At 67.7% G+C, this 16,477-nt stretch carries 16 protein-coding genes; all 16 read left to right on the plus strand.

The genetic code is table 11. The features are described 5' to 3' along the window. Positions 1–10 precede the first annotated feature (10 nt). A complete protein-coding gene (locus tag CRO39_RS04775; protein ID WP_097120673.1) occupies positions 11–1,180 on the plus strand; it encodes a flagellin in 1,170 nt (389 codons plus the stop codon). A gap of 974 nt (positions 1,181–2,154) precedes the next feature. Continuing rightward, positions 2,155–3,519: a flagellar filament capping protein FliD gene (fliD, locus tag CRO39_RS04780; protein ID WP_097120674.1), complete on the plus strand. Its 1,365-nt coding sequence runs from the start codon at positions 2,155–2,157 to the stop codon at positions 3,517–3,519. A gap of 56 nt (positions 3,520–3,575) precedes the next feature. Further along, positions 3,576–3,992, plus strand: a complete 417-nt coding sequence (gene fliS / locus CRO39_RS04785; protein WP_097120675.1) for a flagellar export chaperone FliS — start codon at positions 3,576–3,578, stop codon at positions 3,990–3,992. 1 nt (position 3,993) lies between these two features. Further along, positions 3,994–4,296, plus strand: a complete 303-nt coding sequence (locus CRO39_RS04790) for a hypothetical protein (protein ID WP_097120676.1) — start codon at positions 3,994–3,996, stop codon at positions 4,294–4,296. Positions 4,297–4,300: 4 nt separating this feature from the next. Next, positions 4,301–4,894, plus strand: a complete 594-nt coding sequence (locus CRO39_RS04795; protein ID WP_097120677.1) for a PilZ domain-containing protein — start codon at positions 4,301–4,303, stop codon at positions 4,892–4,894. Between the two features lie 287 nt (positions 4,895–5,181). Further along, positions 5,182–5,814 (plus strand): response regulator, encoded by a 633-nt coding sequence (locus tag CRO39_RS04800; protein ID WP_097120678.1) that lies wholly within the window; start codon positions 5,182–5,184, stop codon positions 5,812–5,814. A 221-nt stretch (positions 5,815–6,035) separates the two neighbouring features. Then, positions 6,036–7,460 (plus strand): RNA polymerase factor sigma-54, encoded by a 1,425-nt coding sequence (rpoN, locus tag CRO39_RS04805; protein WP_097120679.1) that lies wholly within the window; start codon positions 6,036–6,038, stop codon positions 7,458–7,460. A 15-nt stretch (positions 7,461–7,475) separates the two neighbouring features. Further along, positions 7,476–7,859, plus strand: a complete 384-nt coding sequence (locus CRO39_RS04810; RefSeq protein WP_097120680.1) for a response regulator — start codon at positions 7,476–7,478, stop codon at positions 7,857–7,859. Beyond that, a complete protein-coding gene (locus CRO39_RS04815) occupies positions 7,852–9,309 on the plus strand; it encodes a sigma-54 dependent transcriptional regulator (RefSeq protein ID WP_097120681.1) in 1,458 nt (485 codons plus the stop codon). The genes CRO39_RS04810 and CRO39_RS04815 overlap by 8 nt, the downstream gene beginning before the upstream one ends. A 77-nt stretch (positions 9,310–9,386) precedes the next feature. Next, positions 9,387–9,737 (plus strand): flagellar hook-basal body complex protein FliE, encoded by a 351-nt coding sequence (fliE, locus tag CRO39_RS04820; RefSeq protein WP_097120682.1) that lies wholly within the window; start codon positions 9,387–9,389, stop codon positions 9,735–9,737. Positions 9,738–9,883: 146 nt separating this feature from the next. Then, a complete protein-coding gene (gene fliF, locus CRO39_RS04825; protein ID WP_097120683.1) occupies positions 9,884–11,551 on the plus strand; it encodes a flagellar basal-body MS-ring/collar protein FliF in 1,668 nt (555 codons plus the stop codon). A gap of 13 nt (positions 11,552–11,564) precedes the next feature. Continuing rightward, complete coding sequence (gene fliG, locus CRO39_RS04830) at positions 11,565–12,551, plus strand: flagellar motor switch protein FliG (protein WP_097120803.1); 987 nt, start codon at positions 11,565–11,567, stop codon at positions 12,549–12,551. Next, a complete protein-coding gene (locus CRO39_RS04835) occupies positions 12,548–13,156 on the plus strand; it encodes a FliH/SctL family protein (RefSeq protein WP_097120684.1) in 609 nt (202 codons plus the stop codon). The genes fliG and CRO39_RS04835 overlap by 4 nt, the downstream gene beginning before the upstream one ends. Next, on the plus strand, positions 13,153–14,541 hold the full coding sequence (fliI, locus tag CRO39_RS04840) for a flagellar protein export ATPase FliI (RefSeq protein ID WP_097120685.1): 1,389 nt from the start codon (positions 13,153–13,155) through the stop codon (positions 14,539–14,541). The genes CRO39_RS04835 and fliI overlap by 4 nt, the downstream gene beginning before the upstream one ends. After that, the gene (gene fliJ, locus CRO39_RS04845; RefSeq protein ID WP_097120686.1) at positions 14,538–14,993 is read left to right on the plus strand and encodes a flagellar export protein FliJ; all 456 of its coding nucleotides are present in this window, start codon (positions 14,538–14,540) and stop codon (positions 14,991–14,993) included. The genes fliI and fliJ overlap by 4 nt, the downstream gene beginning before the upstream one ends. After that, a complete protein-coding gene (locus CRO39_RS04850) occupies positions 14,990–16,216 on the plus strand; it encodes a flagellar hook-length control protein FliK (protein ID WP_244904251.1) in 1,227 nt (408 codons plus the stop codon). Before fliJ ends, CRO39_RS04850 begins: the two co-directional genes overlap by 4 nt. Positions 16,217–16,477 lie beyond the last annotated feature (261 nt).

Consider the following 16,477-nt stretch of genomic DNA (forward strand, 5'->3'; position numbering starts at 1 on the left):
GAAACAACTCATGGCACAAGTCATCAACACCAACACCATGTCGCTCAATGCTCAGCGCAACCTGAGCACCAGTGGCGCCTCGCTGGCCACCACCATCCAGCGCCTGTCTTCGGGCCTGCGCATCAACAGCGCCAAGGACGATGCGGCCGGCCTGGCCATTTCCGAACGCTTCAGCACCCAGATTCGCGGCCTGGACGTGGCCGTGCGCAACGCCAACGACGGCATTTCGCTGGCCCAGGTCGCCGAAGGCTCGCTGACCGAAATCGGCAACAACCTGCAGCGCATCCGCGAACTGTCGGTGCAGTCGGCCAATGCCACCAACTCGGCTTCCGACCGCGCCGCGCTGAACGCCGAAGTCAAGCAGCTGACCGCCGAAATCGACCGCGTCGCCAAGCAGTCCGACTTCAACGGCACCAAGCTGCTGGATGGTTCGTTCACCAGCCAGCTGTTCCAGGTCGGCGCCAACGCCGGCCAGGCGATCGCCATCGACAAGGTGGTCGACGCCAAGGCCAATGCGCTGGGCAACGTCAAGTTCGCAGAAGCCCAGGAAGCCACCGCCGCTGCCGCCGACGCCACTGCCGACGGCAGTCTGGCCGACATGCAGATCAACGGTGTGACCATCGATACCGTGGAGTGGAAGAACGGCGCCAGCGGCGAGGACATCGCCAAAGCAATCGCCTCGGCAGTCAACGCCAAGCTGGGCGAGACCGGCGTGTACGCTTCGGTCGACGCCGGCGTCATCACCATGACCTCGGTCAAGGCCGACACCGATTTCGACATCACGGCCGGCACCATCACCGGCGGCGCAACCGAAATCGGCCTGACCGGCATCGCCGACGCTGCAGCCGAGGACACGGCAACCGCCAGCTTCGCCTCGGACCTGGACATCACCACGTTCGAAGGCGCGCAGAAGGCGCTGGAAATCGTCGATGCCGCGCTGACTGCCGTCAACGGCGCCCGCGCCGACCTGGGTGCGGTGCAGAACCGCTTCACCTCGGTGGTGGCCAACCTGCAGTCCAGCTCGGAAAACCTGGCCGCCTCGCGCAGCCGCATCCGCGACACCGACTTCGCCAAGGAAACCGCCGAACTGACCCGCACCCAGATCCTGCAGCAGGCCGGTACGGCCATGCTGGCCCAGGCCAACCAGGTGCCGCAGAACGTGCTCAGCCTGCTGCGCTAGGTTTCGCGCTTCACCGCTTCACGCGTCTGGATCTACCGCTTCAACCTTTTCTCTGTCGTCACGGACGGATTCGTCTCCCTCCGTCTTGGCAGTACCCGGCCCCCTTCCGGCAACGGAAGGGGGCTTTTTTTTGTTCTTCTCCCAAGTGCGGGGGAAATCTATGTGGAATCCGGTGGCCAGGGCAGTGCGGGACACGCCGTAAATGCGTCCATGCAGGCTCTTACGCGGCATCCATGCCGCGTACGGTCCCGCACTGTCCTGGCCACCGGATTCTGGACACCTGGTCGGCGCTCGAAGAAAAGTCTTCCGAAGTCGCGACCTGTCATCTGCCCAAAGGCGACGGCCAGCGGGCTGGGGTGCGGAGAGCAGGCCATGGGTGAGCCAAGGCGGTTGGCGCGGCACTGCCGCGCGCCTTGGCGAACGCCCGGCGCGCTGCGCCGGGCCGGTTCGGGCCGCGAAGCGGAACGAGCCTGTGGCCCGACGTAAAGACACAACGTCGTCAGGAGGGCGGAGCCCCCCCAGCCTGACGGCCGGCGACTCCCGCCGAAGACGACATCACCGGAAACCGGAGAAGAGCCGTTTTTGAGCGGAGGTCAGGAGCCCGGGACCGGGAGTCAGAGGTCAGAGGTCAGAGGTCAGAGGTCAGAGGTCAGAGGTCAGAGGAATGATGTTCGGCCGCCGATGTAGAACGGTGGCTTTCGGCAGACGGACAAACTTCCCTGACCTCTGCCCCCTGACCCTCGCTCCACTGGCACAACAAATGCATCTACCCGTCCGCAGCCCGCATTTCTCACCAGACCACCGGCAAAGGTGGCGGTGGGAGACGGAGAAATGCGGGCTGGCACTAAAGAACGACGGCCCAAGGCCGTTATTCCATACACGGGTTGAGCCGCATCCCCTACCGGATGTCAGGACCAGCCCGACACTCCCGTTTCCGGATGCGCTCCGGAGCGGGACCATCAGGAGATCTGGCAGTGGCGGACTACAATCTTGGCTACGGCGGTATCGGCACCGGACTGGACATCAATGGCATGGTGTCGCAACTGGTCGCTGCCGATCGCGCCCCGGCCGACGCCAGCCTCAATCGCATCGAGACCGGCGCCAAGTTCAAGCTGTCGGCATTGGGAACGGTCAAATCCGCCTTCAGTGCGCTGGAAACCACGCTCAAAGCGCTCAAGGCCGCCGATGCGTTCGACACCCGCACCGTCAGATCCGGCACCGAAAGCGTATTGACCGCCAGCGCCGGCAAGGGCACGCCGACCGGCATCTATGCGATCGAGGTGCAGGCCCTGGCAACGGCCAGCAAATGGGTGGGAACCCAGGCAACGGCAGCCGACCAGACGTTCGGCGCCGGCAAACTGACGCTGGAGGTTGGCTCGGAGACGCTGACCATCGACATCGCCGAGGGCAGCACCCTGGCCGACATCCGCAGCGCCATCAACGGCGCCGCCGCCAGCAAGGGCGTACAGGCCAGCATACTGACCTCCAACGATGGCCAATACCTGTCGGTTGCCTCCAGCAAGACCGGCGCCGCCAATGCCATTTCATTGACGGTCGCCGAAGGCGGCAGCGATCTGCAGGGCCTGATCGGCGGCCTGGAAGAACGTACTCCGGCCGCCGATGCGCGCGTCTCCATCGATGGCCTGGTGATCACCGCCAGCGAGAACAAGATCAGCAATGCCGTCCCCGGCCTGGTCCTGGATCTGAAGACCGAAGGCACCAGTACCGTCGCCGTTTCCGGCGATGCCGCGGCCAGCCGCAAGGTCGTGCAGGACTTCGTCAACGCCTACAACGCCGCACTGACCGCCATCAACACCGCCACCAAATACGATGCGGAGAACAATACGCCGTCGGCATTGACCGGCGATGCGCAGATGCGCGGCGCTGCCGGCCAGTTGCGCAGCGTGATGGGCAGCCTGCTCGGAGAACTGTCTGCCGCCGGCCTGGACGCCAACACGCTGGGACTGCAAACCAAGGGCTATCCGAACTCGGACGGCACGCTGGTGCTGGACACCGCCAAGTTCGATGCGGCGATGGCGGCCAATCCTGAAAAGATTCGCAGCGCCTTTACCGGCAGCAGCGGCCTGGCCGCCAAGCTGGAAACCACGGTCGGCAGCTACCTGGGCACCGAGGGCGCATTCACCCAGCGCACCAACAGCCTCAACGCCCAGCTCAAGGACGTCGCGGCGCGCCGCACCGCGCTGGACCAGCGCATGGAGGCCGTCGGCAACCGCTACAAGGCGCAGTTCGTCGCGATGGATGCGATGGTCGCGCAGATGAGCAGCACCAGCGACTACCTAGCCCAACAACTTGCCGCCCTGGCGGCCCAAACCGGATAGCCGAGGATCCATACCGGCGCTGCACTACTGCGTTGGGGATCACAGGAGAAGATGGAATGTCACCGCATTCGTATGCCGCCCAATACCGCAATACCGGTCTGAGCAGTGCCGTCATGGATGCCGACCCGCACCGCCTGGTGGCGTTGCTGCTGGCCGGAGCCTGCGACCGCATCCGCCTGGCCGAAGTCTGCGTGGCGCGCGGCGATCTGGCGCGCAAAGGCAAGGCCATCGGCGAGGTCTGCGCCATCATCGGCCATCTCAACGGTTCGCTGGATCATGAAGCCGGCGGCGAAATCGCCAGCAGCCTGTCGGCGCTGTACGACTACCTGCAGGCCCGCCTGATCGAGGCCAATCTCAACAACGACGAATCGGCGCTGCGCGAGGCGCTGGATCTGCTGGGCGAAATAGAATCGGCCTGGAATGCGATCCCGGTCGAGCAGCGTCAGCAGCCTGCGGTTGCCGCTGGAGCCTGACATGAGGCTCGATCCGCTGCAGGCACTGTTCGAAGACCTGGCCGGCATCCGCGGGGCCTTGCAGAATGAGCAGTTGGAACAGGCGCATGCGCTGCTGGTCCGCCACGACCGCACGGTCCGCGATTTCATGCACAGCGCTGAAGGCCGCCAGGCCGGCTACGATGCGCTGGCGCATCTGCTGCGCGAACAGTTGGAAGTGCAGGCCATCATGACCCGCGCACGCGACGACGCCGCCCGCCAGATGCAGGCGGCACGGCAGGCCGATCGCGCCGCGCGCGCCTATCTGGCGCAGGCCGGAGGATAGAAGCATGAAGAACCTCGCCGTCCCCGTCATCAGCCACCCCGCCGAAACCTTGCTGTTCGGCGATGCGCTGACCTGCGAAGGGCTGTTGCCGGCGCGTTTCGAGCCCGGCGAGCGGCCGCTGCAACTGCAGGTCGCAGAAGCGTTGCTGCATGGTCTGGCGATCGCCGAAGACGTGCGCAGCGACGACAACGAAGAACGCGGCGAGTTGCCGCAATCGGTACAGCGCATGGAAGCCAAGCTGGACCTGATGCTGGGCCTGCTGGGCCGGCTGGCTCGCCAGCGCGACGGCGCCCTGCCCGTGCGCGGACTGCGCTGGTCGCATCGCGGCTTGCGGCTGGATCTGCCGGAACCTTCCGGCTTGAAGACCGGCACCGCCGGCGTGGTGCTGATCGAACCGGCTGGCTGGCTGGGCGACCATATCGAGCTGCCAGCGCAGATGTTGGCCGAACTGGCCGGCCCGTCAGGGGCCCATCACCTGTGGCTGCGCTTTGGCGCATTGTCGGCCGGACTGGAAGAAGCGCTGGAACGCCATCTGTTCCGCCTGCACCGCCGGCAGATTGCCGAAGCCCGCCAGGCCGCGCTCAACGCCGAAGGCTGATCGCTCAAACCGTTGCCGGTCCGGCTACTCGTCCATGCGCCGGAGCGGCCGGCGCCGGTGACCGGACGCATTCGGCCAGCGGCCGGCGCCCGGGTCGCGCCGCATCCGCCCGGTGTTGTCGACAAAGCCCGCCAGCGGATGGAACGCGCCGGTTTCTTGTCACCGTACCCGGATTAATGTGACACTCATCGGAAATCACAATTGCGCGAACATGGTCGGCTTGGCCTGGCCGGGCGGGGTCCGCTAAGGTGAGCCGACCCCGAGTGTCTACCGTATTGAAATCCCACGTGCGTGTCCTGATTGTCGACGACCATACCCTGGTGCGGGCCGGTATCACCCGTTTGCTCCAGGCCCTGCCGGATGTGGATGTCGTCGCGGAAGCTTCCGACGCGCAGCAGGCGCTCGACCTGGCCATCATCCACCGGCCCGACATCATCCTGCTGGATCTTTCGCTGCCCGACCGCAGCGGCCTGGAGGTGCTGCAACCGCTGAAGGAAGCGGTGCCGGGCGTCAAGGTCGTGATCATGTCCATGCACAACGATCCCGGCCAGGTCCGCAGCGCGCTGGATCGCGGCTGCGCAGGCTTTGTGGTCAAGGAAGCGGCACCGATGGAACTGGAACTGGCGATCCGCTCGGCCGTCGCCGGCCAGGTGTTCCTGAGTCCGCAGGTGTCGGCCAAGATGCTGGCGCCGCTGCTGGGCAACGGCAAGCCCACCGGCATCGCCGCGCTATCGCCGCGGCAGCGGCAGATCCTGCGCAAGCTGGGCGGCGGCATGAGCAGCAAGGAAATCGCCGCCCATCTGGGCATCAGCGTCAAGACCGTGGAAACCCACCGCGCCCGGATGATGGAATCGCTGGGTTGCCGCCGCGCCAACGACCTGCTGCTGCTGGCCGCCCGCCACCAGAGCGATTTGGCCTGAGGTTTGCATTAGCCCTGCCGTCACCGTCCCGGGTGACGAAAACCCGCTGCCGTTTCCCCCAAATCGCGTGACCGAAGTCCGGCGCTGTCGGTAAATCCCCGACAGCACGTCGGGAACAAACTGCGCGCGCGCGGAAATATCCTGATTTTTTTTCCGTCACCGGCGGCGCAAAGTTTCTCCAACCTGGCGTCAACACGATGCCGCGGCAACGGGAAACTGACATGAAGGCTGGACTGGCCGCCCAACTCGGGCAGCAACTGCACCTGACGCCACAACTGCTGCAGTCGATCCGGCTGCTGCAACTGGACGGCATGCAGCTGGAACTGGAGATCCGCCGCGCACTGGAACTCAACCCGGCATTGGAACTGGATGAGTCGCAACTGGCCGACGCCGACAGCCCGGCGCCGGAAACCGCCACCGCCGAAGCGGCCGCCCAGGATGTGGCCGCCTTCGACGAACTGCCCGAGTCGTCGCTGTGGGACATGCCTGCGGCCAGTTGGGGCGACGGCGACGACGACCGCATGCAGCACCTGCCGGCCGGCGAATCCAGCGACCCGCAGGTCCGCGCGCTGTCCAGCCTGGCGCTGGAGCTTTCCGAAAGCGAACTGGCGGTTGCCGCGTTCTGGCTCGAGCACACCGACGACAGCGGCTACCTGCAACAGGAACCGGCATCGCTGGCGCTGATTGCCGCCGCCCAGTTCGGCATCTCCGCCGCCCGGGCCGAGGCGCTGCGCCAGCGCATCGTGCATGGCGAGTTCGCCGGCCTGGCCGCGCGCGACCTGCGCGAATGCCTGCTGGCGCAGTTGGACGCCCTGCCCGGCCGCGTACCGGCCCGCGCGGTTGCGCGCAGGCTGCTGGGCGAATGCCTCGAACTGCTGGGCGCGCACGACTACGAAGCCATCGCCGCGCAGCTGGACCTGGACGGCGAACTGGTCCGCGAAGGCCTGCGCCTGATCCTGTCGCTGCAGCCGCGTCCTGGCGAAGCGCTGACCGCCGAAGCGTCCTCCTACATCGTTCCGGACGTGGTCGCCTGGCACGCCGACTGCGCCTGGCGGGTGGCATTGAATCCGGCCACCGCCCCGCGGCTGAGCGTGTCCCCCAGCTACGAGCGCGGGCTGGAACAGGCCGGCGCCGACGCCGCTTCGCAGAAGCTGCGCGAACTGCTGCAGGAAGCGCGCTGGCTGACCCGCGGCCTGTCGATGCGCTACGACACCCTGCTGCGCACCGCGCGCGCCATCGTCGAGCGCCAGGCCGGTTTCCTGGCCCATGGCGACGAAGCGATGGCGCCGCTGACGCTGAAGGAAATCGCCGACGAGATCGGCATGCACGAATCCACCGTCTCGCGCATCACCAGCGGCAAGTACATGCAGACCCCGCGCGGCACCTTCGAGCTGAAGCATTTCTTTGCGGTGCGGCTGGAAGGCGCCAGCGTTTCCGGCGCCGCGGTGAAGGCCATGGTGCGCCGGCTGATCGACTCCGAGCCGGCCGGGCGGCCGCTGGCCGACGAAGCCATCGCCGGCCTGCTGGCCCGCCAGGGCGTCCATATTGCCCGCAGAACTGTGGCCAAGTACCGGGAACAGCTCGATATCGCTCCCGCCCGGCAGCGCCGACGCGTTAACGTTACGGTTTTGGCTAAAGCCGGTTAACGGAGCGACGTAAAAATGACCAAGATCACAGTTTTGCTGGTGGACGACCACGAGGGCTTCATCAACGCCGCCATCCGCCATCTGCGCAAGCTGGAATGGCTGGACATCGTGGGCCGCGCCGGCAACGGGCTGGAGGCCATCGAGCGCTCCGAAACGCTGCGCCCGGACGTGGTGCTGATGGACCTGGCCATGCCGGAAATGGGCGGCCTGCAGGCCACCCGCCTGATCAAGACCCAGGACAACCCGCCGTTTGTCGTCATCGCAAGCCATTTCGACGACGCCGAACACCGCGAGCACGCCTCGCGCGCCGGCGCCGACGAATTCGTCAGCAAGCTTTCCTACATCCAGGAAGTCTTGCCCATCCTCGAAAAATTCAAAGAATCCCGCAGCCATGAGTGAATCCAGAATCCTCGTTGTCGATGCCGATACCGTCCGCGCCGAACGCCTGAGCGGCCTGCTCGAGTTCATGGACCTGACCCCGCGCTGGGTGACCAGCGCCGGCGACGTGGACCTGGGCCGGCACCGCAGCAGCGACTGGATGGCGCTGGTGGTCGGAAAACTCGACGACGAGGATGCGGCGCGGGCGCTGTTCGCCTGGCTGGCGCGTTCGCCGCTGCCGCCGCCGGTGCTGCTGCTGGAAGGCGAAACCGCCGCCTTCGCCGCCGCCCATGGCCTGCATGAGGCCGGCGTCTGGCCGCTGGAAACGCCGGTCCGCCACGCCCAGCTGGAAGCCTGCCTGCGCCGCGCCAGCCTGAAGCGGCTGGATACCGAACACCAGGCGCAGTCCGCGCAGACCAGCGGTCCCACCGGCAACAGCCCGGCCGTGGTCCGGCTGCGCCGGTTGATCGATCAGGTCGCCGCTTTCGACACCACCGTGCTGGTGCTGGGCGAATCGGGCACCGGCAAGGAAGTGGTGGCGCGCGCCGTGCACGAACAGTCGCCGCGCCGCGACGGCCCGTTCGTGGCGATCAACTGCGGCGCGATTCCGCCGGACCTGCTGGAAAGCGAGCTGTTCGGTCACGAAAAGGGCGCGTTCACCGGCGCGCTCAGCGCGCGCAAGGGCCGTTTCGAGATGGCCGAGGGCGGCACCCTGCTGCTGGACGAAATCGGCGACATGAGCCTGCCGATGCAGGTCAAGCTGCTGCGCGTGCTGCAGGAGCGCAGTTTCGAGCGCGTCGGCGGCAACCAGACCATCCGCTGCAACGTGCGCGTGATCGCCGCCACCCATCGCAACCTGGAAGAGCGCATCGCCGGCGGCCAGTTCCGCGAGGATCTGTTCTACCGCCTCAACGTGTTCCCGATCGAGATGCCGGCGCTGCGCGAGCGCAGCGAGGATCTGCCGGCGCTGGTGACCACCATCGCCGCGCAGCTGGCGCGCACCGGCCGCGGCGAAGTGCGCTTTGCCGACGAAACCCTGCGCGCGCTGCGCTTCTACCCCTGGCCGGGCAATGTGCGCGAGCTGACCAACCTGGTCGAACGGCTGGCGGTGTTGCACCCGGGCGGCCTGGTCCGCGCCCACGACCTGCCCAAGCGCTACCAGCCGGACGATTTGCCGGCGCCCGCCGAAACCGAAGCGGCCCAGCCGCAGCCGGCCGTCGCCAGCGCGTCGCACAGCGGCGTTGCGGCGGCGGAAACCGCACCGGCGCACGACCGCCTGCCGCAGGAAGGCATCGACCTGCGCGAACACATCGCCCGCATCGAAATGGGCCTGATCCGCGATGCGCTGGACCGCGCCGGCGGCGTGGTCGCGCACGCCGCGCAACTGCTGGGCCTGCGCCGCACTACGCTGGTGGAAAAGCTGCGCAAGTACGGCGTCGAACGCGACGAGGCGCTGGCGACGGAAAACTGACTGACGCGGGCCGGCGGTTTCGGCACGGGTCTTGCACGTAGTACCGCAAGACCCACCGACGCCAGCATAAGCAGCCCATGTCCGACTCGGTTTCCTCCATCCTCTCGCAGATCCGCAGCTATCAGAATCAGCTGGGCACGCGCGCGCTGGAGCCGCTGCCCAATCCCAACGCGGTGGATTTCGGCCGGCCGGCGGTCGACAAGCCGGCTAGCTTCAGCGAAACGCTCAGCAATGCGCTGCAAGGCGTCAACAACACCCAGAAGGAAGCCGGCGCACTGGCGCAGGCATTCGAACTGGGCGACCCGCGCGCGGACCTGGCGCGGGTGATGGTGGCCGCGCAGCAGTCGCAGGTGGTGTTCCGCGCCACCGTCGAAGTCCGCAACCGGCTGGTGCAGGCCTACCAGGACGTGATGAACATGCCGCTGTAGGTCTGCGCCGCGATGACACCGGATCGGTAGCCAAGAGGCCATCGCAACGGCAGGCGACAGCGAATGGCCAAGGAGCCGGGCAAGCCCGGCTCCACAAAGAAGCAAGCCGTAGAAAACAAGCCGTTTAACCCAGGAACCGCAAGCCGATGGCTCTCACCCTCTCCAAGGAATCGCTGAAGGAAACGCTCAACGCCGACAATGCCGGCGCGGCGCTGACGCGGCTGCAGAACATGCAGGTGTTCCGGCAGATGGGCACGCTGCTGCTGATCGCCGGCGCGGTGGCGGCGGGCCTGATGGTGTTCTTCTGGTCGCAGAAGCCCGACTACAGCCCGCTCTACACCGGCCTGGACGCCAAGGCCACCGCCGAAGCCGCCGACCTGCTGCGCGGCGCGCAGATTCCGTTCAAGCTGGATCAGGCCAGCGGCGCCATTTCGGTGCCGGAAAAGCATCTGCACGATGCGCGCCTGAAGCTGGCCAGCTCCGGGCTGGCCGAAAGCGGCCGCCTGGGTTTTGAAATGATGGAGCGCGATCCCGGCTTCGGGGTCAGCCAGTTCGTCGAGAACGCGCGCTACCAGCATGCGCTGGAAACCGAACTGGTGCGCACCATCAGCACGCTGCGCCCGGTCCGCGACGCGCGCGTGCACCTGGCCATTCCCAAGCCCAGCGCCTTCACCCGCCAGCGCGAAGTCTCCAGCGCCTCGGTGGTGCTGGATCTGCGCAGCGGCGCCATGCTGGAGCGCAACCAGGTCGACGCCATCGTGCACCTGGTGGCATCGAGCATTCCGGATCTGGCGCCGGAGCGCGTCACCGTGGTCGACCAGAGCGGCCGCATGCTGACCATCACCGACCCCAACAGCGAGGCGGCACTCAATGCCGCCCAGTTCGAACGCGTGCGCAAGCTGGAAACCTCGTTCAACCAGCGCATCCGTGAGTTGCTGGAACCGCTGGCCGGACCCGGCCGCATCAATGCCGAAGTCGCGGTGGACATGGATTTCTCGGTGATCGAGGAAGCCCGCGAGACCTTCGCCAACGATCCGGCCAAGATCCGCAGCGAGCAGGTCAGCCAGAACACCGTGACCAAGCCCGGCCCCGAAGGCGTGCCCGGCGCCACCAGCAACACCCCGCCCGGCCCTGGCGCCGCGGCCGATGCCAATCCCAACGCGCCCACCGAAACGGCCAGCAGCGCCACCCGCAATTTCGAAATGGACCGCACGCTGCAGCACACCCGGCAGCCGGCCGGACGCATCCGCCGGGTCACCGCCGCGGTGCTGGTCGACCATGTCCCGCGCACCGGCGAAGGCGGCAAGGTCACGATGGCGCCGCTGGACGCGGCCACACTGGCGCGGGTCGAGGCGCTGGTGAAGGAAGCGGTCGGTTTCGATGCCGCGCGCGGGGACTCGGTGTCGGTGATGAACGCGCCTTTCGTGCGCGAAGCCGATCCGGCCGCGGCCGAGACGCCGTTCTGGGAAAACCCGGTGCTGCAGAATCCGCTGTTGCGCGATATCGCCCGCTTCGCGCTGGGCGCGGTGGTGGTGCTGGCGCTGCTGTTCGGCGTGCTGCGCCCGGCCATCCGCCAGATCGCCAATCCCTCGAAAAAGCTGCCTGCCCCAGCCATCGACGTCAGCCTGGTGGACGAAGCCGACGAAGACCAGCAGATCGTCGCCGCCCTGCAGGACGGGCGGGTGGACCTGGCCCCGCGGGCATTGGCCTCCGACGCCTACGAAGACCGCCTGCGCCAGGCGCGCGAGGCGGTCCGCAACGACTCCAAACAGGTGGCGCAGGTGGTGAAGGACTGGGTGTCGGCCGATGAATAACAACGATCTCGCGTTGACCGGGGTACAGCGCGCCGCCGTGCTGCTGCTGTCGCTGGGCGAACAGGACGCCGCCGAAGTGCTCAAGCACATGAACGCCAAGGAGGTGCAGAAGCTCGGCATCGCCATGGCCACCATTTCCGGCATCAGCCGCGAGCAGGTGCTGCAGGTCATGGACACCTTCGGCGCGGCGCTGGACAAGCAGACCTCGCTGGGCATGGGCGCCGACGACTATGTGCGCAAGGTGCTGGTGCAGGCGCTGGGCGAGGACAAGGCCGGCAGCCTGATCGACCGCATCCTGCTGGGCCGCAACACCACCGGGCTGGACACGCTGAAGTGGATGGACCCGCGTTCCATCGCCGATCTGGTGCGCAACGAACACCCGCAGATCATCGCCATCGTGCTCTCGCACCTGGACGGCGATCAGGCCGCCGATGTGCTGAAGCTGCTGCCCGAGCGCGCCCGCGCCGACGTGCTGCTGCGCATCGCCACGCTGGACGGCATTCCGCCCAACGCGCTGAACGAACTCAACGAGATCATGGAGCGCCAGTTCGCCGGCAACCAGAATCTCAAGTCCTCCACCATAGGCGGGGTCAAGGTGGCGGCCAACATCCTCAACTTCATGGATTCGGGCCAGGACCAGACCATCCTGGGCAGCATCGCCCAGGTCGATGCCGACCTGGGCGCGCGCATCCAGGATCTGATGTTCGTGTTCGACAACCTCAACGACCTGGGCGACCGCGAACTGCAGGCGCTGCTGCGCGAAGTGCCCAACGACCGCCTGGGTCTGGCGCTGCGCGGCGCCGACGCCAAGGTGCGCGAGAAGATCACCCGCAACATGTCCCAGCGCGCTGCGCAGATCCTGCTGGAAGACATGGAGGCGCGCGGGCCGGTGCGCCTGTCCGATGTGGAAGCGGCGCAGAAGGAAATCCTGGCCATCGTGCGCCGGCTGGCCGACCAGGGCGTCATTGCGCTCAATGCCAATAGCGAGGAACTGGTATGAGCGAACCGATCCGCTGGCTGGCGCCGCCGCTGGGCTTTGTCGCACCGCGCTCGAAGGCCGAAGAAGTGCCGTTGCCGCGGCCGCCGAGCCTGGAGGAAATCCAGGCCATCGAGCAGGCCGCTTACCTGGAAGGACTGGAGCGCGGCCGCAGCGAAGGCCACGCCGAAGGTTTCGCGCAGGGCCAGCAGGACGTGCGCCGGCTGGCCGCGCAGATCGAAGGCATCCTGGACAACTTCTCGCGGCCGCTGGACCGGCTGGAAAACGAAGTGGTCGCCGCCTTGTCCGAACTGGCCGTGCGCATCGCCGGCAGCCTGATCGGGCGCGCCTACCAGGCCGACCCGATGCTGCTGTCGGAGCTGGCCAGCGCCGCGCTGGACACGGTGGGCGCGACCAGCCGCGAAGTGGAAGTGCGCATGCATCCGGACGACATCGCCGCACTGACTCCGGTGCTGTCGCTGATGCCGGCGACCCGGCTGAGCGCCGACACCTCGCTCAGCCGCGGCGACCTGCGCGTGCACGCCGAGAGCGTGCGCATCGACGGCACCCTGGAAGCGCGCCTGCGCGGCACGCTGGAAACCGTGCTCAGCCGCGGAGCGCAGCCATGAGCGCGCAACCGCTGGACTGGCTGCAGGCGCGGGATCTGCGCCTGGCCGCGCGGCTGTCGCAGATCCGCCCCGATGCCGGCGGCCGCGGGCTGATCCGCGAAGGCATCCTGCGCCGTGCGGTCGGCCTGACCCTGGAAGCGGTCGGCTGCGAAGCGCCATTGGGCGCCACCTGCAAGGTCGAGGTCGTCGACGGCGGCTGGGTCGATGCCGAAGTGGTCGGCTTTGCCGGCGAACGCACCTATCTGATGCCCAGCGCCGAACTGCACGGCCTGCTGCCCAACGCGCGGGTGGTGCCGCTGCGCCGCCGCGGCGGCGTCGAGGTCGGCGAAGGTCTGCTGGGCCGGGTCATCGACAGCGATGGCGTGCCGCTGGACGGCAAGGGCCCCATCCGCGCCGAAGGCACCGTCGGCATGGCCGGGGTGACCATCAACCCGCTGGCGCGCGAACCGATCACCCAGCCGCTGGACGTGGGCGTGCGCGCGATCAACGCGCTGCTGCCGATCGGCCGCGGCCAGCGCGTTGGCCTGTTCGCCGGTTCCGGCGTCGGCAAGTCGACGCTGCTGGGCATGATGACCCGCTACACCGCGGCCGATGTCATCGTGGTCGGCCTGATCGGCGAACGCGGCCGCGAAGTGCGCGACTTCGTCGAATCCACGCTGGGCCCGGCGGGCCTGGCACGGGCGGTGGTGGTGGCCAGTCCGGCCGACCGGCCGCCGCTGGCGCGGCTGCAGGGCGCCTACCGCGCCACCGCGATTGCCGAATGGTTCCGCGATCAGGGTTTGAACGTTCTGCTGCTGATGGATTCGCTGACCCGCTTCGCCCAGGCCCAGCGCGAGATCGGCCTGTCGGTGGGCGAACCGCCGACCACGCGCGGCTATCCGCCGTCGGTGTTCGCGCGCCTGCCGGCGCTGGTGGAACGCGCCGGCAATGGATCGGCCGGGCGCGGCTCCATCACCGCTTTCTATACCGTGCTGACCGAAGGCGACGACCCGCAAGACCCCATTGCCGATGCCGCCCGCGCCATCCTGGACGGCCACATCCTGCTCTCGCGCCGGGTCGCCGACAGCGGCCTGTACCCGGCCATCGACGTGGAGTCCTCGGTCAGCCGCGTGGTCACCGAAATCGCCGACGAAACCTGGCGCGATCGCATCCGCAAGCTCAAGCGGCTGCTGTCGGCCTACAACAGCAACCGCGATCTGATCGCCATCGGCGCCTACCAGCGCGGCAACGATCCCACCGTGGACGAGGCACTGGAGCGCTGGCCGGAGATCGTCGAATTCCTCGGCCAGGACGTGGCCCGCTCGGCCAACCTGCCCGACAGCCGCGATGCCCTGGAAAGACTGGTCGAGCGCAGCGCGCCCGAACGCAAGGAACCCCTGCCATGATGCACTCCCGCCGAATCGACCCGCTGCTGCGCCGCGCGCAGGAACACGAAGACAGCGTCGCCCGCGATCTGGCCGAGCGCCAGCGCGCGCTGTCGCTGCACGAATCGCGGCTGGAAGAACTGCGCGGTTACGCCGAGGAATACGCCAACAGCCAGATGGCCGCGACCAGTCCGGCGCAACTGGCCAACCGGCGCGCGTTCCTCGACCGCATCGATCAGGCCCTGAAGCAGCAGGCGCAGACCGTGGACCGCAGCCGCGCCAGCGTCGACATCGAACGCGACCGCCTGCTGCTGGCCAGCCGCGACAAGCAGGTGCTGGAACAATTGGCGGCCAGCTACCGCGTGCAGGAGCGGCAGGTGGTGGAACGCCGCGATCAGCGCGAGATGGACGACCTGGGCGCGCGCCGCGTGCGCCTGGCCGCTACCGCGCAGGACAGCGAGGACAACCGGTGAAGTCCGTATCGGCCGTACTCGCCAGCGCTGCTCCGCCCGCCTCCGCCGGCAGGGCCGGCGGCAATGGCGGAGGCAACGCCAGCGGCAAGCCGGCGTTCGACGAACTGCTGGACAAGCATGGCCGCGCGCCGACGGCCACCAGCGCGGAAAGCGCAGGTGCGAACGCCTCTGCGGCCAAGAAACAGAACGAGGCAACCGCCGCATCCACCGACAAGGCGTCCCCGCGCCAGCGCAAGCCTGCGCTGGCGGAGGACTGGATGATCCCGGCTGCAGGCATATGGGCGATTCCGGCAATGCTGGAGCCACCCAGCATTGCAGCGACAAGCGATTCCGATGCCGCCGACATGGCCGCGCCGCTGGCGTTGGCAACCGCACCCGCAAACGCGGCGCCCGGCACAGCGGCGGCGCCGGCAAGCCCGTTGCCGTCTGGTGCCAGTGCTGGCACCGCTTCCGCGTTCGCCACTGCAGGCGCCCCCTCCGTCGCAGCCACGCCGCTACTCGCCGCCGGCAGCGATAGCGCCCCCGCTGCTCAGACAACCGCGGCAGATTCCAGCGAGCCTGCCCAGGCAGCGACCACCGCCAAGCCGGCGCTGCAGAACCCATTGTCTTTCGTTCAACACATGGCCGCCGGCGCCGCCGCCATCGTCATGCCCGAAGCGTTGGGCCTGGCCAAAGACGCGGCCGACGCCTTGCGCCGGGATGGCGACGCCGATCCCGCCACTCCGACGATCAACGCACTGGCGTCGGCTGCGCCGGTGTCCAGCAACGGGCTGGCCCGCACCGCCACCGTCAATCCGCTGGAAGCGCCAACGCCGGACCTGCACAGCGAGCATTTCGACGAGGCCATCGGCAGCCGCCTGAGCTGGATGGCCGATCAGAAGATCGGCCATGCCCATATCAAGGTCAGCCCCGGCGAGATGGGCCTGATCGAGGTCCGCCTGCGCATGGACGGCGACCGCATCCACGCCGATTTCAGCAGCGCCCAGCCGGAAGTCCGGCAGGCGCTGGAAGCCAGCCTGCCGCGCCTGCGCGAGATGCTGGATCAGCAGGGGTTCCAGCTGACCCAGGCCGATGTCGGCCACCGCCAGGATCCGCAGGCATCGGCGCCGCGCGGCAATGGCACCGACGGCAACGATGGCGGCCTGGACAACCCCAGCGATGAAATCCAGTTACCGCGGCCAGTCATCACCCACGCGCGCGGGCTGCTTGACGCCTATGCCTGACGCCTGACGGCGCTACGGAATGTAAGGCCGTAGGAGCGACGTGAGTCGCGATGAGGCTTTACCGGTAAAGCCTCATCGCGACTCACGTCGCTCCTACAGAGATCCAACCGCCTGATCGCGGCTTGACCAGCCATCCGGCTGTTAAAAGCCGCCGCTGCTACAGCTTTAGAGGCCCTACGGGCCACCGTCAAAACCCCGGCGGCTCCCGCCGCCGCCAACGGCACAGCGCTTGCATCCGTCCATCTGCCCCCACAGGAGATC

It is taken from the genome of Pseudoxanthomonas wuyuanensis (assembly GCF_900215535.1).
Taxonomy (GTDB): domain Bacteria; phylum Pseudomonadota; class Gammaproteobacteria; order Xanthomonadales; family Xanthomonadaceae; genus Pseudoxanthomonas_A; species Pseudoxanthomonas_A wuyuanensis.